The organism is Kaistella carnis, assembly GCF_003860585.1.
Classification (GTDB): Bacteria; Bacteroidota; Bacteroidia; order Flavobacteriales; family Weeksellaceae; genus Kaistella; species Kaistella carnis.
In genome coordinates, this window is sequence record NZ_CP034159.1 from 663,261 (window position 1) to 683,766 (window position 20,506).

Annotated in this window: 17 protein-coding genes; 10 read left to right on the forward strand and 7 right to left on the reverse strand. The window is 35.8% G+C overall.

Annotation, left to right across the window (positions count from 1 at the left end):
• Window positions 1–18: 18 nt before the first annotated feature.
• From EIB73_RS02975 to EIB73_RS03005, 7 genes are all read right to left on the reverse strand, one after another.
• Window positions 19–2,628, reverse strand: a complete 2,610-nt coding sequence (locus EIB73_RS02975) for a DNA gyrase/topoisomerase IV subunit A (protein WP_125022492.1) — start codon at window positions 2,626–2,628, stop codon at window positions 19–21.
• Window positions 2,628–3,116: a hypothetical protein gene (locus EIB73_RS02980; RefSeq protein WP_125022494.1), complete on the reverse strand. Its 489-nt coding sequence runs from the start codon at window positions 3,114–3,116 to the stop codon at window positions 2,628–2,630. Before EIB73_RS02980 ends, EIB73_RS02975 begins: the two co-directional genes overlap by 1 nt.
• A gap of 21 nt (window positions 3,117–3,137) precedes the next feature.
• On the reverse strand, window positions 3,138–5,018 hold the full coding sequence (locus tag EIB73_RS02985; protein WP_125022496.1) for a DNA topoisomerase IV subunit B: 1,881 nt from the start codon (window positions 5,016–5,018) through the stop codon (window positions 3,138–3,140).
• Between the two features lie 119 nt (window positions 5,019–5,137).
• Entirely contained in the window at window positions 5,138–5,692 is a 555-nt protein-coding gene (locus tag EIB73_RS02990) for an NADPH-dependent FMN reductase (protein WP_125022498.1), read from the reverse strand.
• Window positions 5,693–5,807: 115 nt separating this feature from the next.
• On the reverse strand, window positions 5,808–6,491 hold the full coding sequence (locus EIB73_RS02995; protein WP_228411306.1) for a T9SS-dependent choice-of-anchor J family protein: 684 nt from the start codon (window positions 6,489–6,491) through the stop codon (window positions 5,808–5,810).
• Window positions 6,492–6,733: 242 nt separating this feature from the next.
• Window positions 6,734–7,825, reverse strand: a complete 1,092-nt coding sequence (gene ychF, locus EIB73_RS03000) for a redox-regulated ATPase YchF (RefSeq protein WP_125022502.1) — start codon at window positions 7,823–7,825, stop codon at window positions 6,734–6,736.
• A 150-nt stretch (window positions 7,826–7,975) separates the two neighbouring features.
• On the reverse strand, window positions 7,976–8,527 hold the full coding sequence (locus EIB73_RS03005; protein ID WP_125022504.1) for a ferritin: 552 nt from the start codon (window positions 8,525–8,527) through the stop codon (window positions 7,976–7,978).
• Window positions 8,528–8,779: 252 nt separating this feature from the next.
• On the opposite strand from EIB73_RS03005, the gene EIB73_RS03010 reads away from it, so the two are divergent.
• The 10 genes from EIB73_RS03010 (at window position 8,780) to EIB73_RS03055 (ending at window position 20,477) form a co-directional block, all read left to right on the forward strand.
• A complete protein-coding gene (locus EIB73_RS03010) occupies window positions 8,780–9,145 on the forward strand; it encodes a BlaI/MecI/CopY family transcriptional regulator (RefSeq protein WP_125022506.1) in 366 nt (121 codons plus the stop codon).
• Window positions 9,145–10,554, forward strand: a complete 1,410-nt coding sequence (locus tag EIB73_RS03015; protein ID WP_125022508.1) for a M56 family metallopeptidase — start codon at window positions 9,145–9,147, stop codon at window positions 10,552–10,554. The genes EIB73_RS03010 and EIB73_RS03015 overlap by 1 nt, the downstream gene beginning before the upstream one ends.
• A gap of 3 nt (window positions 10,555–10,557) precedes the next feature.
• Window positions 10,558–11,424, forward strand: a complete 867-nt coding sequence (locus EIB73_RS03020) for a GLPGLI family protein (protein ID WP_125022510.1) — start codon at window positions 10,558–10,560, stop codon at window positions 11,422–11,424.
• Between the two features lie 582 nt (window positions 11,425–12,006).
• Window positions 12,007–13,815 carry a translational GTPase TypA gene (gene typA, locus EIB73_RS03025; protein ID WP_125022511.1) on the forward strand — a complete coding sequence of 603 codons (1,809 nt, stop codon included), beginning with the start codon at window positions 12,007–12,009 and terminating at the stop codon, window positions 13,813–13,815.
• Window positions 13,816–14,092: 277 nt separating this feature from the next.
• Window positions 14,093–14,389: a type II toxin-antitoxin system HigB family toxin gene (locus EIB73_RS03030; protein WP_125022513.1), complete on the forward strand. Its 297-nt coding sequence runs from the start codon at window positions 14,093–14,095 to the stop codon at window positions 14,387–14,389.
• A 9-nt stretch (window positions 14,390–14,398) separates the two neighbouring features.
• On the forward strand, window positions 14,399–14,767 hold the full coding sequence (locus EIB73_RS03035; protein WP_125022515.1) for a helix-turn-helix domain-containing protein: 369 nt from the start codon (window positions 14,399–14,401) through the stop codon (window positions 14,765–14,767).
• Between the two features lie 219 nt (window positions 14,768–14,986).
• Window positions 14,987–16,555 carry a glycoside hydrolase family 10 protein gene (locus EIB73_RS03040; RefSeq protein WP_125022516.1) on the forward strand — a complete coding sequence of 523 codons (1,569 nt, stop codon included), beginning with the start codon at window positions 14,987–14,989 and terminating at the stop codon, window positions 16,553–16,555.
• 419 nt (window positions 16,556–16,974) lie between these two features.
• Window positions 16,975–17,655: a DUF6597 domain-containing transcriptional factor gene (locus tag EIB73_RS03045; protein ID WP_125022519.1), complete on the forward strand. Its 681-nt coding sequence runs from the start codon at window positions 16,975–16,977 to the stop codon at window positions 17,653–17,655.
• 497 nt (window positions 17,656–18,152) lie between these two features.
• On the forward strand, window positions 18,153–19,322 hold the full coding sequence (locus tag EIB73_RS03050) for a zinc dependent phospholipase C family protein (RefSeq protein ID WP_125022521.1): 1,170 nt from the start codon (window positions 18,153–18,155) through the stop codon (window positions 19,320–19,322).
• A 255-nt stretch (window positions 19,323–19,577) separates the two neighbouring features.
• Entirely contained in the window at window positions 19,578–20,477 is a 900-nt protein-coding gene (locus EIB73_RS03055; protein WP_125022523.1) for a hypothetical protein, read from the forward strand.
• Window positions 20,478–20,506 lie beyond the last annotated feature (29 nt).

The following is a 20,506-nucleotide window of genomic DNA, read 5'->3' on the forward strand; positions in this document are numbered from 1 at the left end:
AAAAATAAAATCGATTTTTTATTCGTCAAGATCGAACAAATCACCAATCATTCCTTCTTCCGGGAAATCTTCGTCTTTCACATCTTCATCAATAAAACTGATATGTCCTTCCGTTGTTTCAACCACATCGAAACCGTCATGGATTTCTTCTTCAGGCTCAGGAATCGTAATGTTAATTGATTTTACTTTGTCCTTTATAAATTGATTACCGATTGCTTTTATTCCTTTAATAGAAATGAATTCATCAATATTAACGGTTTCAGGCTCTTTCTCCTTGCCTTTTTCTTTTGCAAAAATAATTTCTGCCGTTGTATTGTTCGCTACCAAGACATTTTCTACAAACGATTTGGGATGATCAGACGGCATGAAATGTTGAACATTCGTGGTATTTTCCAGCAGGAATCTTTTAATAAAGTAAATCTGCTTTTCCCCATCGAAATAAATACAGGTGACCGGCTGATCTGGATTCCATTTTTCAAGAATTAAATATTCGTCATCAAAACGGTTGCTTAGGTCAAAACTAATCAACTTCGCTTCGCCTTGTGCATTAATGGTCAGGATTTTATCATCACCTTTAAAAGTTCCGAGTAACGTTCCTCTGGCATCAGCATTTAATCGTCTAATGGTATCATCAAACCAAATTTTTCTTGGCGCTAAAGTAGAATGACCTTCTTCTTTTAAGTCTACTTTTTTAACCGTGTATTTGGTGACCAAATTCCCTTTAGAATCGCGACCTTTAATTCCCAAGTCAGAGAAATCTATATCTATTTTATTTTTTCGAACACGCGCATTTGGTTTCAGTAAAACGGTGACTTTCTCAGCTTCCCCGTTTGGATTTGCGGAGAAATAAAGCATTTCAGAACCTTTTTTATCTGATGCTAATTTGTAATCGGTATTTCTGGTAACGCCTGTTACGGAAAACCGTTTCATATAGTAAGGTCCATCTTTACCTTCACGATAAATCATATTATAAACCGTACGTTTATCATTTTTCTTCCAAACGGCGACGTGTGCAATGTTTTTTCCAATAAAAGTTTTAGCTTCCACTTTTACCACTTTCATGGTTCCATCTTTTTGGAAGGTAATGATATCATCAATATCGGAGCAGTCAAATACATACTCGTCCTTCTTCAAAGCGGTTCCTATAAAGCCTTCTTCACGGTTTACATAGAATTTTTCGTTGGCTACCGCTACTTTCGAAGCATCGATGGTATCAAATATTCGGAGCTCTGTTTTTCGCTCTTTGTCTTTACCGTATTTTTTCTGAATATTCGTGAAATAAGTTATTGCATAAGGAATCAAATGTTCCAGATTATATTTAACCTGCTCGATTTTCCCTTCGAGTGCCAGAATGTTTTCTTTAAATTTATCAAGGTCAAAACGCGAAATTCTTTTAATCCGAATTTCTGTTAATCTCAGAATATCTTCTTCTGTGACCGGTCTTAAAAGATGTGTTGTATGTGGTTTTAAACCTGCATCAATCGTCGCGATCACTTCATCCCAAGATTTTACTTCCTCTATGTCGTGATAAATTCTATTTTCAATAAATATTCTTTCCAAAGAAGAAAAATGCCAGTTCTCCTGCAATTCGTGCAATTCAATCTGAAGTTCCTTCTTTAATAAGGAAACTGTGTGGTCGGTGTTTTGTCTCAGAATTTCCGAAACAGTCAGGAACATTGGCTTGTTTCCAACAATAACGCATGCATTGGGCGAGATCGGAATTTCGCAATCTGTAAAGGCATATAATGCATCAATCGTTTTATCGGGCGACACATCATTATTAAGATGGATGTTGATCTCAACTTTATCAGAAGTATTATCTTCAATTTTCTTGATTTTAATCTTGCCTTTTTCGTTGGCTTTGATAATAGAATCAATTAAATCACTCGTGTTTTTTCCAAAAGGAAGTTCTGTAATACAAAGGGTATTTTTATCTTTCTGAATAATTCTGGCTCTTGCGCGGATTCTTCCACCACGTTCCCCGTCATTATAATTAGAAACATCAAGCATTCCTCCGGTAATAAAATCCGGAAATATCTGAAATTTCTTCCCTTTCAAATGCGCAATGGAAGCATCAATAAGTTCATTAAAATTATGCGGCATAATTTTCGTCGAAAGCCCAACTCCAATTCCTTCAACCCCGGAGGCTAAAAGCAATGGGAATTTCACTGGTAAATCAACCGGTTCATTATTTCTGCCATCATAGGATTTTGCCCAAACTGTTGTTTTTGGATTAAAGACAACTTCCAAGGCAAAAGGAGTTAAACGCGCTTCTATGTATCGGGCCGCCGCGGCAGAATCACCGGTAAAGATATTTCCCCAGTTTCCCTGTGTATCAATTAATAAATCTTTCTGACCGATCTGAACCATGGCGTCGGTAATCGAGGCATCACCGTGTGGATGATACTTCATGGTATTCCCCACAACGTTTGCCACCTTGTTGTACCGACCATCTTCCAACTCCCGCATAGAGTGCATGATTCGTCGTTGTACGGGTTTAAATCCATCAAAAATAGAAGGAATGGCCCGGTCTAAAATTACATAAGACGCATAATCTAAAAACCAGTCCTTGTACAGACCGGAAACTTTTCTCAGGGATTCTTCCTGATGATTTTCTTGCTCTTCCATCAACTAATATTCTCTCTCTTTTGTTCTCTGTTATTCTTAACGACTTTACTGAGCGAAATTTTCAAGTCATTTAATTCTTTTTTGTTTAGATAAGAAATATCGTACTTTAAAATCACTGAATTATTTCTTTTACTTGAAATTGTAATGTACAATCTTTTCAAAATAATTGCATCTACGATTTCGTAACTTATTAATTTATACTTCGGAAACTCATCATTGAGCGCTTTATCTAAAAAGGAAACCACATTTCTGTTCTTAAAGTTGAGCGCCTCACCATCACTGTCATATTCAAAAATCTGACGGCCTCTGAAATAGAATACTGCCGCAAAAAGAATGGGAATAATCAAAAACAATCCTGATTCCCAACCCAAAAGATTATAGATATATTTCTCCATTAAAAAGGCAACAATTCCACAAAACAGCAGCATTGCAACAACACTAACTATAAAATTATAGTACACTGCTTTGTTTCTGTTATTTAACCTCATGATCTGTTTCTGCGTTTAGTTTTACTCGGTCTCGGCAAGTTCTTCCTTTTTATCAATAAGCGGATCTTCTATGACCAGATTTTCAAGAATAAACATTTGACGATCCGGCGTGTTTTTGCCCATGTAAAACTCCAGTAATTGGTCAATTGTTTGATCTTTTCCTAAAACTACCGGTTCCAGTCGAATATCTTTTCCAATAAAATGTTTGAACTCATCCGGTGATATTTCTCCCAATCCTTTAAATCGCGTGATTTCAGGATTTTTGCCCAGTTCGTCTAAAGCTTTTAAGCGCTCGGCTTCAGAATAACAATAGCGCGTTTCTTTTTTATTTCGAACACGGAACAAAGGCGTTTGTAAAATATAAAGATGTCCGTTCTTGATGAGATCAGGGAAAAACTGCAGAAAAAAAGTAATCATCAGCAGACGAATGTGCATTCCATCAACATCAGCATCGGTCGCGATGATGACATGATTATACCGAAGATCTTCCAAAGAATCTTCGATATTTAAAGCAGCCTGAAGTAAATTAAATTCCTCATTTTCGTACACCACCCTTTTTGTTAGACCATAACAGTTTAGAGGTTTTCCTTTCAAAGAAAAAACAGATTGTGTTTCAACATCCCGTGACTTAGTGATGGAGCCTGATGCAGAATCTCCCTCCGTAATGAAAATCATGGTCTCCGATTTCCTTAGGGCTTTTTGATCATTGTAATGCTGCCGGCAATCACGAAGTTTTTTATTATGAAGCGAAACTTTCTTTGCGCGTTCACGGGCTAGTTTTTGAATTCCGGAAAGTTCCTTTCTTTCCCTCTCCGAAATAATAATTTTACGGTGAATGGCTTCTGCAATTTCCGAATTCTGATGAAGAAAGTTATCCAGTTTATTTTTTAAGAAGTTGGTGATAAAAGTTCTGACCGTTTCCTTTCCGGGTTCTATTTCGTTGGAGCCCAGTTTCGTCTTGGTCTGGGATTCAAAAACGGGTTCAATAACTTTTATCGCAACGGCGGCAATAATTGATTTTCTAATATCGGCAGCCTCAAAATTTTTATTAAAATATTCGCGGATGGTTTTTACATACGCTTCTCGAAAAGCATTCAAATGCGTTCCACCCTGCGTTGTATTTTGACCGTTAACGAAAGAAAAATAGGTCTCAGATTGAGATTTATCAGAATGAGTAATCGCTACTTCAATATCATCATCTTTCAAATGAATAATTGGATAGATAATTTCGCCCTCAATTTCTTCCTGAAGCAAATCTTTTAGGCCGTTTTCCGAGAAAAAGGTTTCGCCATTAAAAACAATCTTCAACCCGGGATTCAGGTAGCAATAGTTTTTGAGCATCTTTTCGATGTACTCTTTTCTAAACTTGAAATGCGTAAAAATAGAAGTGTCGGGAATAAAGGTAATTTCAGTACCGTTGCGTTCTGTAGATTCTGTTTCTTTAAAATCCTCTGTAATTAATCCTTTCGAAAACTCCGCGATCTTAGATTTCCCGTCCCGAATCGATTTTACTTTAAAAAACTCTGAAAGTGCATTTACAGCTTTCGTCCCTACTCCATTTAAACCCACAGATTTTTTAAAGGCTTTGGAATCATATTTTCCTCCCGTATTCATTTTAGAAACGGCATCTACTACTTTTCCTAAAGGAATTCCACGACCATAATCACGAATCGTGGCTTTGCCTTCATCAATTTTGATCTCGATGCGTTTTCCGGATTTCATCACAAATTCATCCACGGAATTATCGATGATCTCTTTAAGCAAAATATAAATTCCGTCATCAGCTGAAGAACCATCTCCTAATTTACCAATATACATTCCCGGTCGAAGCCGGATATGTTCTTGCCAGTCGAGAGTTCTAATGTTATCTTCGGAATAATTTACGGGTATATTTTCGCTCATATTTTTATTGAAATCTGTCTACATTCAGCAACTCACAAAAATAGCGAAAGGAAATCGATATATAAAATTTTGGTGAAAAATTTTAGTAGTGAGCGGGAATTTTGACTTTTATATCATGATTATTTCGTGATCTGCATCACCCACTTTTCAAAAACTTCTAAAAAGTCTTTTAAAAATTTCTCTGTTTTTTCATTCACGGTAACGCCGTCTTCCAGCAATTTATCTTTTATCTGTCCAATATAAGCTTCGGGTTGTTGCATCATCGGAATATTTAAAGAAACTGCGGCCTCGCGAATTGTTTGATTAGCACCTAAACCACCGATTAAACCTGGAGAAACCGTAGCAACAGCGCCGGGTTTACCTTTCCAGGAATTTTGTTTTGGAGGTCTTGCGCCAATTTCCATTGCATTTTTAAGAACGCCGGGAATAGTTCTGTTATATTCGGGAGACACAAAAAGTATGGCGTCAGCTGCGGCAATTTTTGTTTTAAAATCAATCCATACCTGAGGCGGATCATTTTCTATATCTTCACTAAAAAAAGGAAGATCTTTAATCTCAACAATTTCTAATTCCAGACTTTTTGGCGCTAAACGAATAAATTCATTTGCTACTTTTCTGTTAAATGATTCTTTGCGTAAACTTCCTACTATAACTGCAACTTTCTTTGTATCCATAAAAATATTTTGATCCCAATTTACGCAAAATTTTGGAAATAAATTAATGTTGAAATTTCTATATGAACCAAAAAAAAGCGAACCAAAGTCCGCTTTTTTTTTAAAATTAGAAAAGTTATTTTTTAATAAATTTTCTGGAGATTACCTCATTTCCACTGTAAATGTTTAAAATGTATTGTCCTGCAGAAAGGTTTCTAACATCAATATCTGAGGAAGAAGTTTCTTTAACAATTTTCCCACTCATATCGAAGATACGAACGTTCTGTAACTCTTTTACATTTTGAATTCTAATAAAATCTGAAGTTGGGTTTGGATAGACCGAAACCTGACTCTTTTGAGAATCTGAAACAGCCAGAACACTTTGTGTGATTTGCACATCATCAATTCCGATATAGAAAATATCGGTACAGTCATAATGTCTGAACACTAATTTCACTTCTTGACCTTTGTATTCAGATACATCAACATTAATCACTTTCGCAGCTGAAAGATACCCGGCATCCAAAGTTTCTTCAAAGACCGGTGTTTCGGAACCTGTAAAAGTAGCAGCTGCCGGAATTACGTACACCGCATAATGCTCGTCATAAAGTTCTTCATCACCGGCGGCAACTTTAAAAGTCAGTTCTAAATTCCCTGTTTCCGGTAAGGTAATGGATGGACTTGTCAAAGTATTATCTGGAGTAAAGGCGCCGAAATACCAGGAAAATGACGCTGCAAAATATCCCTGAAAAGAATCTACCTCGTTGGAAGTTGCATCTAAATATTCCCACGTGTCGGCATCACCATCTCTGTCACCAATAGTCCAAAGCGCTCTTGTGGCAGGTGATTCAAAATCTTCCTGAAAAACAGTAGTTTGTGCGTAATAAAATGATTATAATCCTAATGTAGAAGCCAAAAGTAATTTTTTAATCATAATATAAATTTGGCACAAAGATAAAAATTAAAAATCGGTAGCTATCATTATTTGATCTCTCGAAATTTAAAGTAAAAAAAGCGGATCTTAAATCCGCTTTTTTACTATTGATCGTGATTTTAGTTTAATTAAACATTAAATCTAAAATTCATCATATCACCATCTTGCACGATGTATTCTTTTCCTTCCACAGAAAGTTTTCCCGCTTCTTTTACTTTAGCTTCTGAACCGTATTTTAAGAAATCTTCATATTTGATGACTTCTGCACGGATGAATCCTTTTTCGAAATCGGTATGAATAACGCCAGCAGCTTGTGGCGCGGTCCACCCTTTTCCGATGGTCCAGGCACGAACTTCTTTTACACCAGCGGTAAAATAGGTTTGCAAATGCAGTAAATCGTAAGCCTTTCTGATCAATCGGTTCACACCAGGTTCTTTTAAACCCAATTCATCTAAAAACATTTCGCGTTCTTCGAAAGTTTCCAGTTCATTAATATCGGCTTCGATCTGAGCAGCAAGAACAACAACTTCTGCGTTTTCTTTCGCAGCCATTTCTTCAATTTTCGAAACCCATTTGTTTCCGTTTTTTATAGAATTTTCATCAACATTACAAACGTAAAGCACCGGTTTATTGGTTAATAAGTGAACATCTGCAATAATGCTTTCAGAGAAATCGTCCGTCGGAAATTCACGTGCGTTTTTGCCTTCCTCTACGAATTTCTGTAAGTTGAGAAGTGTTTCGTACGTCATCACGTCATCCTTCTTCCCGGATTTGATGAATTTTTTCGCTTTTTCCACCGCTTTTCCCAAGGTTTCAATATCTTTCAACTGAAGTTCGATATCAATAATTACCTTATCTCTAATTGGATCAACGGTTCCCTCAACGTGAACAATATTGCCGTCTTCAAAACATCTTAAAACGTGAATAATAGCTTCACATTCTCTAATGTTAGCGAGGAATTTATTTCCTAAACCTTCTCCCTTACTGGCTCCTTTTACCAAACCGGCGATATCTACGATTTCTACTACGGCAGGTAATACTCTTTCAGGTTTTACTAATTTTTCCAATTCAAACAAACGTTCATCCGGCACAGAAACAGTTCCAATATTCGGTTCTATGGTACAGAAAGGATAGTTAGCAGACTGCGCTTTGGCGTTGCTTAAACAGTTAAAAAGGGTTGATTTACCTACATTGGGTAAACCTACGATTCCACATTTCATATCTTGAGTTCAAAGTTTAAAATTCGGGGTTTAAATTTGCAATTAACCCCACTAAATTGAGCGATTGCAAAGATAAAGATTTTGAATGAGTTATGAATAAAAAAATCTGCTCTCGTAGAAAGCAGATTTTAATCTTTTGGAAACAAAAATTTATGGATTTTCTGAAGTCGCATTTCTGGCTAATTCAGCGTCGTCCGGCGATGAGCCTAAATCTTTATCTAAATTATAGAGAGATTCGTCTGTTGCCTGATCGCCACCTGCAATTTTAAGTTTATCAATCAACTTTATTGCCAATGTTTCTTCTTCAATCTGTTCTTTTACAAACCATTGTAGGAAATTCCAGGTTGCCCAATCTTTTTCTTCAAAAGCCATATTGACCAAGTTGTAAATTTTTTCAGTGTTCTCTACCTCATGTTTAAAAACCAGATCAAAACACTCTGTTAAACTACTTGGATCGCGATCAGCAGCTTGTAATGCCGTGATATTTGGTTTACCGCCCCTGTTTAGAATAAACTGCATAAATTTTATAGCATGATCACGTTCTTCTTTTGAATGACGGAAAAGGAAGTTGGCGATTCCACCATAGGATTGATCGTCTGCCCATATTCCGTACGATAAATAAATGTGAGATTGAAAAAGCTCAACATTCATTTGATCACTTAGCGCTTTTTCCATCGCGTCGGAAAGTCTTTTAGTATTCATAACCTATATTTTTTAATTGTTAAAATAATCGTAGCAAGAATAATTCCTTTATCAGAAGTCTTGAAAAAGATAACAGTATTTAACTTTTGATCAAGAATTGATTGTTTAAATGTATCACGTCATAATGTGAACCCAAACTATATTTTTAATACTGTAAATCAATAAGTTAAATAAAATTCACTATTATCACTATAAAAATAGTTGTATAATGCAATTTAAATTCTACATTTGTATCACTAAACATATAGTGATATGCAAATCTCTCCCTTAACAAAAGCTGAAGAACAAGTAATGCAGTACTTGTGGGATCTCGAAAAAGCCTTCTTAAAAGATATTTTGGAGCAGTTTCCAGAACCGAAGCCACACACCAATACAGTGTCGACAATTTTGAAAGTATTGAAAGAAAAAGAGGTGGTTGATTATAAGGTTTTCGGAAGACAGCATCAATATTTTCCTTTGATATCAAAAGAAAAATACAGTGGAAAATCCATGAAAAGTCTGGTAACAAATTACTTCGAAGGATCATATCGAAACGCGGTTTCTTTTCTTGTAGAAAAAAATGAATTAAGTGTAGAAGATCTTGAAATGCTTTTAAATGAACTTAAAAACAAAGACTGATGGAAACACTTTTTTTATATTTCGGAAAAGTAATTTTAAGTTCGGGTATTCTCTTTTTCTACTATTTACTTTTTCTTAAAGACAAAACTTTTCATCAATACAACCGGTTTTATCTACTGGCGGTAATCATGATTAGTCTTTTGCTTCCGGTCTTGAAAATCAGTTATTTTACACTTGAAGTAAATACAGACAATTATGTTTTGATTAATAAGTTACAGCACTTTAATTCTACTAAAAATTTAAACCATGAATTCTTTTATTTTAAAATTTTCGCTTTTATTTTTGGTGTGGTTGCTGTCTTTTTTCTGACGAAATTAATGACGGGACTGGTTAAAATCGAATTATTCAAACGAAAGTATAAAAAGGAGAATTTGGAGGGAATCAATTTTTATCAAACCAATCTGTCAGAAGCCCCCTTTTCTTTTTTCAAAAATTTGTTCTGGAAAAATTCTATTGATCTTCAGTCCGATCTGGGTCGTCAAATTTTAAAACATGAAATGGTTCATATCGAGCAAAAACATTCCTGGGATAAAATTTTTCTGGAGATCACCACTGCTCTATTTTGGTTTAATCCTTTCTTCTATCTGATCAAAAAAGAAATTATTTTAATACATGAATATCTGGCTGATAAAAAAGCCCTCAAAAACTCGGACACGAAAGCATTTGCGCAGATGCTTTTAGCAAGTCACTTTTCCGGAAAATTGTTACCTGCAACGAGTCCGTTCTTTAATTCTAACCTCAAAAAAAGATTAACAATGCTAAAAAAATCAAAAACAAAGTTCAGTTACGCGCGACGAATTCTAGCGTTGCCATTATTATTCACTTTAACTTTTATGTATTTGGTGAATGCAAAAAATAAAGAAATTATCGAAACCAATTTAGAAATTGCCCAACAAATTTCTGAGATTAAAAAAGACACTATTACATCGAATATTTCGGTAGAAAAATCCATTCAAAAAGATAAAAAATCAATTAGCAAACCTAAAAATGAAACCAATCTTGCTGATAAAAATTCTATTCCGTCAGAAGAAATTGCTTTTGGAACCAACGGAACAAAGCTTTACCAAGAAAATCCAAAATTATTTCTCAGCAATGATACGATCAAAATAGAAAACGTAACCGATTCTTCAGAATTTCAGCAAAAGATAAAAGAGGCGAAAGAAAAACAGTCGTTGATTATTATTAAAGCTGATAAAATCGTTCATACAGATTATTCTAATAAGAATAAATCGTCAGTTGTTAATCCGCAAATATCAGTTGTTGATCCTCAAATATTTATCGATGGACGATCGATTACAAAAGAAGAAATGGGCAAAATTTCCCCAGATTTAATCGAATCCGTGTATATCAACAAAAAAAACGACAACGAAAATAACTATAACGAAATCCGAATTTTCACTAAAAAATAAACAATGAAAAAATACCTCATTCTCTTTTCTTTTGCTTTCGCTTTTGGGAACGCACAAAACCAACGATTCAGTTACGTTTATCAATTCGTTCCCGATTCTACCAACCAAGCCGACATAAAATCTGAAATGATGATTCTGGAAGTATTGCCCAAATTTTCAAAATTTTATAGTGAAGATGTTTTCAAAAGCGATTCTATAATGAATGCATATATGGAAAAAGAATTAAGAACAACCGGTTCTATCAACATTAAATCGGATATGCGAAAAGGAACGTTTCGTCACGTTGTGATAAAAGAAACACCGAATTATAACACCTTTCTTTTTACCAGAATCGGACAAACTGAATTGAAAGTTTCTGATGGCAGAAAAATGATTTGGAACATTCAATCTGAAAAACAAATATTTGGAGAATTTAACACCCAAAAAGCAACCACAGAGTTTGCAGGCAGGAAATGGACCGCCTGGTTTACTACAGAAATTCCAATTCAAGATGGACCTTATAAATTCCACGGACTTCCAGGATTAATTGTGAAATTAGAAGACCAAACCAAAAGCCACGTTTTTGAATTAAAAGGAGTAAAAAACCTTACCGCAACTGAAATTAAAAATATGGATCCTAATAAAAATTTCATTTTTAATTTCAGGGAACATTTGGAAATGGACCAACTGAAATTTAAAAAATTCTTTCTCGATAACCGAAACGACCCCAATAAATCAATAAGAATTTCTATGAATCAATCGGAAACAAAAATGTTTGACAAAGACGGAAAACCTATAGAAACCTCGCAATTTCTTCGTGACAGAGAAAAACAGCAAAAAGAAAAACTAGCAAAAGACAACAATTTTATTGAACTGGATTTGTTGAAATAACTCTTTATATATGAATACTCTTTCATTGTAGACTCTACAAATACTGCAGATTTGCAAATAGAAATGCTTGTATTGGATTCCAATTCAAGATGGACCTTATAAATTTAGTGGTTTACCTGAATTAATTGTGAAAATTGAAGACAGTACCAAAACACAAAACCTGCAGACCTCCTAAGACAGCGTGAATTAAAGCCAAAAGAAGATCGTAAGAAAAACAATAATCCATTCGAACTGGATTTGCAAAAATAAATTTTGAGTCAACGCACTTATTCATCATTATAAAGACGGCGAGGAAAATCACACGGCATATGTATTTAACAGATTTACGTAAAAGAAGAGCTCATCAAAAGATAATCTTTACTCCTTTTTGAAACGATACAAATTATGTAATTAAAATTGACTGTTAGAGCGTCAAGAAAGTCTCTTTTTGAATTTAAAGATTCTAATTTGGCCTCTATTTTAAATATTCACGCAAGTAATATTAAACTTTCTCTAAATTTTAACATTAATTTTTATTAAATTAAGCAACTTATAAAAGAATTTCACGAAAAAAGCTTACTTTTGCACGGTCAAAAAACGATTATGCAAAACATTAGAAATATCGCAATTATTGCGCACGTTGACCACGGTAAAACGACTTTGGTTGACAAAATCATCCACGCAACCACTATTGCCCGCGAAAACCAGGCAGAATCAGGCGACCTTATCATGGACAACAATGATCTGGAGCGTGAAAGAGGAATTACCATTTTGTCCAAAAATATTTCGGTACAGTACAAAGATTACAAGATTAATGTAATCGACACTCCTGGTCACGCCGATTTCGGTGGTGAGGTAGAAAGAGTTTTGAAAATGGCTGACGGAGTTTTACTTTTAGTAGATGCTTTTGAAGGACCAATGCCACAGACTCGTTTCGTATTGCACAAAGCATTAGAATTAGGTCTTAAACCAATCGTGGTTATTAATAAAGTAGACAAACCAAACTGTCGTCCGGAAGAAGTTCACGACAAGGTATTTGATTTATTCTTTAACTTAGAAGCAACTGAAGAGCAATTGGATTTCCCAACATTCTATGGTTCATCAAAACAAGGTTGGTTCAACACCAGTTTAGAGCCTGCAGATGATATCACTCCTTTATTAGATGGTATTATTCAATATGTTCCGGAACCGGAAACTTTTGAAGGAAGTTTGCAAATGCAGATTACCTCATTAGATTTCTCTTCTTTCTTAGGTCGTATTGCGATCGGAAAAATCAGAAGAAACTCTATTAAAGAAGGTCAGACAATTGGTCTTGCTCAGGAAGATGGTAAAGTAATCAGAGGTAAAGTAAAAGAATTATACGTTTTTGAAGGTCTTGGAAAAAAGAAAGTTCAGGAAGTAAAAGCCGGAGATATCTGTGCAATCGTAGGTTTTGATAAATTCCAGATTGGAGATTCATTCGTGGATCTTGAAAACCCGGAACCATTGCCAAGAACAGCAATCGATGAACCGACTTTGAACATGACTTTCTCTATTAACAACTCTCCTTTCTTTGGAAAAGATGGTAAATATGTAACTTCAAACCACCTGAAAGAAAGGTTGTACAAGGAGTTGGAGAAAAACTTAGCATTAAAAGTTGAACCTACTGACGATGCCAACACATTCTTGGTATTCGGTCGTGGTATTCTTCACCTTTCTGTTTTGATCGAAACGATGAGAAGAGAAGGTTATGAAATGACGATTGGTCAGCCTCAGGTAATCATCAGAGAAATCGATGGTGTTAAATGTGAGCCTTATGAATCAATGGTTGTTGATGTACCGGATGAATATGCATCTAAAGTAATCGACTTAGCAACGCAGCGTAAAGGTGATTTGCACATCATGGAAACCAAAGGTGAAATGCAGCATATGGAATTCGAAATTCCTTCCAGAGGATTAATCGGATTGCGTTCTCAAATGTTGACTGCAACTGCAGGTGAAGCGATTATGGCTCACCGTTTCACTGACTACAAACCTTTCAAAGGTTCAATTCCAGGAAGATCAGTTGGGGTATTAATCAGCAAAGGTCAAGGACCGGCAACTGAATATTCTATCGCAAAATTACAAGACAGAGGTAAATTCTTTGTTGATCCGGGTGAAGAAATTTACGAAGGAATGATCATTGGTGAGCAAAACAAACCAGGAGACCTAGTGGTAAACATCGTTGAAGCAAAACAGTTGAACAACATGCGTGCATCTGGAAAAGATAAAGACGGTAACATTGCTCCAAAACAATTATTCTCTCTGGAAGAATGTATGGAATACATCCAAGGTGATGAAGCAATTGAGGTTACACCAAACTTCATCAGAATGCGTAAAAAAGTACTTTCAGAAAATGAAAGAAAACGTATTGAAAGAGGTGCAAAAAGTTAATACTTAGACCCGATTTAAAACTACCGGCATTTGCCGAATTGATAAAAGAGTTCCAAATTTGTTTGGGACTCTTTGTTTTTATTATCTAATTTAGGAGTATTGAATAATTTAATGATATCGAAAATCATTTTTAAAGAATAGTCTAAATATGAAATGAATATATAATTTAGATAATAAATTTGGTTTGATTAATTTTATAATTTAAGTACTTCAACAAGTTAACTAAAAATAATAAAAGTTCCTGATTCGGGAACTTTTATGTATATTTGTATCACAAATGAAAAGAATAATTGCTAAGCGAACTTTGAAAGAGTTTTGGGAAGTACATCCTGACGCAGAACAATATTTGAAAACATGGTTTGACATTGCAAAAACCAATTCGTGGAAATCCCCCAATGATATTAAACTAAACTTCGCTAATGCGAGCATTCTTAAAAATAGCCGAGTCGTTTTCAATATTAAAGGAAATTCCTATCGATTAGTTGTGCAATTTAATTATGAAAGAGAATGGGCATTTATTAGATTTATAGGTTCACATTCAGAATATGATAAAATAGATGCGAATACAATTTAATTTAACACAATGAAAATAAAACCGATAAAAACAGAACAACAATATTTTGAAGCGTTAGAAAGATTAGAACAAATTTTTGATGCTAAGGAAAATACACCAGATGGTGATGAAGCAGAAATTTTGTCTTTACTCATTGATAATTTTGAGAACGAACATTATGCAATCGAATTGCCGGATCCTATTGAAGCCATCAGAATACGTATGGAGGAAATGGATTTGAAACAGAAAGATATGATAGAAATAATCGGATCTAAAAGTAAAACGTCAGAAGTTTTGAATCGTAAGAAAAGATTGACACTGGATATGATTAGAAACTTACAAGAAAAACTAAATCTATCTGCTTCGCTTTTAATTACAAATTATCCTATTAAAAATTAGGAGAAAAAAGAATTTCTAGTCTTCACTAAAATTATCAAAAACTTTAAAGTATAATCTTCTTTAAAGTTTTTTTGTTTTTAAATCTAAACCATTATTCACATTGCTTTTTATATATTTGCGACTGTCATTTTTAAATATATTGAATTGAATTTCAGCATTTGAAATAAACAATTTTAATAATAGTAAACCGTTATTTATTTTCCCTTTTAAAATTTATTTATGAACTATTCTTTTGCAAGAGCAACCACGATATTATTTTTAATTCTTTCCCTTTTCATTACTTCTTGTGCGACGAAAAAGCCAGCCGCAAAAACGACCAAGAAACCGCCTGTAACTACAAAACCAACTCCACCAAAAACCATTGTTCAAAAACCTGAAGCCAAGCTCAACTTGCCTCAAGTCGATCGCGAATTTCGTGCCGCCTGGATTGCAACCGTGGCAAATATTAACTGGCCATCTAAGAATAATCTGACGACGCAGCAGCAAAAAGACGAAGCCATTAAAATTTTGGATCTATTAAAAGAAGCGAATTTTAACGCGGTTATTTTTCAAGCCCGTCCTTCTGCAGATGCTTTGTATACAAGTGATTTAGAGCCTTGGTCTTATTTTCTAACGGGTGAAATTGGCAAAGCTCCTACTCCATTTTATGACCCATTAGAATTTTGGATTAAAGAAGCGCATGAACGTGGAATGGAACTTCATGTCTGGTTAAATCCCTATCGTGCACATCATACTACTGGGGGACCAATTACCAGTGAATCAATGGTGAAAAAGATGCCCGAACAAATCATTAAACTGCGCAATGGAATGTATTGGATGGATCCATCTGATGAAAAAACGCAGGACCACACCGCGAAAGTAATCCGGGATTTGGTAAAACGCTATGATGTTGATGCCATTCACATCGACGATTATTTTTATCCTTACAAAGAATACAATGGCGGAAAAGATTTTCCGGACAACAGAACTTGGGCTGCCTATCAAAAAACAGGAGGCAATCTCTCCAGAGCAGATTGGCGCCGTGCCAACGTGAACAAATTTATTAAAAGAATTCACGACGAAATTAAGGCTGAAAAAAGTTACGTGCAGTTTGGAATAAGTCCGTTTGGCATTTGGAAACCTGGTTTCCCGGAAGGAATTAAAGGTTCATCCCAATACGATGAATTATATGCTGATGCAAAATTATGGTTAAACCAAGGTTGGCTGGATTATTTTTCACCGCAACTCTACTGGAAAAATGACGGGCCCCAAAGTTTCCCTGCTTTGCTAAAATGGTGGGAAAGCGAAAACACACAGAAGCGTCATCTTTGGCCTGGTTTAAATACAGTTGGCCTGCGTGATGTTTCCGACCGACCGGGCGAAATTGTTAGTCAAATAAATGCAACCCGCTCTATTCTTAAAAACAGCGCGGGAACAATTCATTACAGTGTTGATGGATTATCGAAAAGTCCAGCCATGTATAACGCGGTAAAAAGTGCCTACAAAACAAAAGCTTTAATTCCAACCACTCCTTGGATCAAAGTTCCAGCCTTAGGAAAACCTATTCTTTTTGCGGAAAATGTCGGAAATTTGGTGAACTTGAAATGGAATTCGCCTGAACCACAGAAAGCATTCCAGTGGATTCTTTATATCAAGTATGGGGAAAACTGGGAAACAGAAATTTTAGATAAAAATCAAAATTCCAAAACTTTACCATTAACAAAAGATGGGAAGAAATTGAGTACGGTAGCGGTTAAATCTGTGGATCGTTTAGGCAATGAAAGTGAGTACGAAGCGAAGAAATTTTAAATACTCTATAATTGCCCGATCAGACCAATCAGTTTTCTTGAAGAATTAGGTGATATAATATCATTTTGACTCTTGTAAATTGGCGACTTGAATCCAAATGATTCAGCGCCTTTTTTGTTCCAATCGAAATCTGAAAATCAATTCAAAAATAATTAAAAGCGATCTCTTTATTTCTCATTAAAACTTAATTATTAATTATATCTTTGATTAACAAATAATTACATCGATGAATATTGTTTACTTTAAAAGAAAATAAATATCTAAAACTGATGTAAAGAGATCATTTTTTTGACGTGCTTGAATCAAAGGTGTTTCCATGTTAGTCCGGAAATACGACATAACTACTCTGCTTTGCGTTATTTCAATGGGTAACTCTAGACGCATTTTTATAGTAGTACAATCTAAAATATTGAAAGATCATGTTTTCAATATATTTTCAGCCACATCCTGCTCTTGCAGAATTTGTAGAATGCATCTGTATCATGGGACATGATTTTTCATGCAGTGATAATCTGTCTCCCTTCTACACCTATATGCCTACGCATACGAGACTGCTTTGCTTTTATCTGGAAGATTCTGTGAAAGTTAAGAAAGGAGACGGTGAATTTGAAAATCATGGACGCGCCGTAATTATCGGACCACAACTAAAGCCAGTTACTTTGGATCTTGGAAAAAAGCATTCTAATTTATTGGTTTTGTTTAAACCTTGCGGTCTTTATCTATTGCTCGGCATTCCTTTATGTCAAATGCTTGACTGCGATTTTGATGCACAATTGATCATTGGTAAAGAAATAACCGAGATCACCGAGCGATTAATGGAGGCAAAATCCTGTGATGCAAAGAACGGGATCATTCAATTGTATCTGTTGAGCAAATTGAACGAATACCAGCCGCCACTGCCAATTGATCTCGCAATGTCACAAATGGTGAGTTCTTGTGGGAAAATGTCTATGGATTTGCTGGCTGCTAAATCCTGTCTTAGTGTTCGTCAATTGGAGCGTCAGTCACTTCAGCGAATTGGTTTGCCACCCAAATACTTCGCCAGAATGGTGCGCTTTTCTGTGGCATATAAATTTAAGGAAAGTAATCCAAAAGCCTGATGGACAGAGATTGCACACCCGTTCGGTTATTATGATCAGATGCACCTGATTCGGGATTTTCATCATTTCACGGGTATCAATCCAAGCGACCTAAAAGAAGAAGCGATCGTACATTCGGTACGGTTTAATTCTAAAGTTCCATAAATTCTTTTTTAGATGATATTAGGAAACTGCAAAATCTTGTGGTTGATTCTGCCTGCAGTTAAATGATGTCGCTTTTGTACTATGTTAAAGTATGGCAATGAATCTATATTTGGATAAATAATTTTCAATTAAGAGCCTGTGCTTTAATTCTCTTAAACAAATAAAGCAAATTGTATCCTAATCTAGAAATTCTAACACTGTTCTTAAAATAGGTATTAACTAAAAACTACCAAAAAAGTTAGTTTTAGAACAGATATACTTTACATCTAAATGTTTTTTCAAGTTAAAGAAAGCTGTGCTTTTTAATTAAATCCTGTTAGTCATTTATTCCTAAACTTTAAAAATATCACATAATGCCTGGACCATCTACCCATATCTTGGTTGCCGATGAAATCGTAGCCAACTTACAGAAACTTTCAACAGACTGGCCTTTTAAATTTGAAGGGTACAAAGAAAATATTAATTCCCCGCCCGATCTGGCGAAACTTGCGTCCACATACAACAACTATTACGCACTCGGCGCAGTGGGCCCTGATCTGTTTTATTTTCTGGCAGATTTTAGGGCGAAATATGGTCTGCCTATGGCAGAACTTATTAAAATTGTGGATTTCTTAGATAATATTTATGGCAAACTCGATGAGTGGATTTTGTCAAAGTGGGAACATTATTTCGGAGCGGTTAATCAAAACATCGAAGAGGAAATTAGCCGACTAACCGGCGATTTATCTTCCGTAGTCGCCGATATTATGGGCAGTCTTTCTTCCATACTAATGCAGGCTATTATCGACGTTGCCGCTGAAAGAAAAGATTGGTGTGGTTTATTTTCCCTTGGACATAATTTTGGTATCGATAACAAAGATTTCTTTTGGGCAGATATGCTGCATTATCGACGAACAAGCACATTCGCGAACAATCTTTGGATAATTGCAGATGAAAAAGGTAAAACCGAACCGGAAAACGCAAAATTGTGGAGTGACCGTTTGAAAGCTTATGCGCTGGGATATATCAGTCACGTGGCAACCGATGTCACCGCACACGCTTTCATCAATACCAAAGCTGGTGGTCCTTATCGTCTCCACTGGCAGCGCCACCATCTAGTAGAAACTCATGTTGATACAAAAGCCTACAATATTAAACACGGTTCGGATGCTATTTTTAATCAATATACCCAGTCAGCAGTTCATTACAGGTTTGCTTTTGGGGAAGATGGAGGCGCCGCTGAACATGTAAGACCGAATTATGATCCTGGTGATAATACATTGCGTGGTCGGTATGTGAGAAGGCGACAGCTGGATGTTGATTCCGATATGCCGGATCTTTTGGCAGAACTGCTTCGTGAGGCGATGGACCGAACTTATGATACTCAGGGTCAAAAAAGCAAACACGGCATATTCCGCACAAGTCCAGATATTATCATTAGTGACGACGGCAGACCTGAAACTGAAGATATTAAAGCAACCTTTCATGTTTTGTTCCGTTATTTTAAATTCAGTTCTCGTGATGGCTTTGCGCATGAAAAATAGTCTCCACCAGATTTATTTCCCAATCTTGATTTTCCACAGCTTACAGATCCATTAGATGATCTTGCTCCCAGCGGTAGCGACGACGACAGTGGCTGGAATCTTCTGGATCTTTTTCTTTCCATTCTTGCGCTCATTGCTTTAATTGCACAAATCGCCATTTATTTAGCGACGATTTTACCTGCGATTCTTCTGGATCTTCGGACCTATGGCGCAAGGCTACTCGCCTACTACACCATCGAACTTCCCTTATATCAAATGTTGAAAGCAGAACGTTCCATCTTGGTGATGACAGGTTACCTTCATCCCATGGACGATGAGATTGATGATGGACTCATCACCATTGGAATGGAAAATCACGGAACATTTCTGGATAACTTGGCGGCAATGGACGATATTTTTGGATTTGTAGTGCAAAAAAATACTCCAGCCTATAGCGTACCTGATACTGAGTTCCCACACACTCATCCTTATGATGCAGTCAATAAAGAATTTACACAATATAATCATCCATGGTCCTACCCGAATACTCCCGTTGAACCATGTCCCACTTATCCAGGACCATTTAAAATGGGAGATAACCCGGCGTGGATTGTAAGCAATGCCATTAGATCTAATTTAGAAACCATCAAAGCTTTATCCGACGCAAAGTCGCCTCTTGAAACAGTAACCTATTGTATGGAGAACGTTTCACCGGAAAACAATCTTGGTGACCCCGTGAATTTCTCCACATTTCTGATGTGGCAATTGGCACGTGTTGATGGCTTACCGGAAAATGGACATACCGAGTGGAATATGGACAGCGATCGTGGTTATGCTTTTAAAAGCTGGGACTGGGCAAGAAACCCACATGATTTAAAAAGGGATATTGATGATCATCAGTACGCGGGTCCCATATCCGTTTTGCCACAACTGGCAGGCGATGATGCCGGATCACCCAATCCTGAATACTTTGCGAACAGAGATCCGCTGAAGTTGGTTTATCTTGATAAGACCATGCACAACGAATTAGGGAAATATATTGAAGAAGATTGTTACAACCGGCGAAAAAATCAATATTACTCCACTGGCGATGTAAAAATCATTTCGAGTAAAAAAACATCCAGAACAAATAATAATAATAATAATAATAATAATAATCGAGATCAAATAAATTAGTAAAGACATGAAACCAGATATCGATAAAA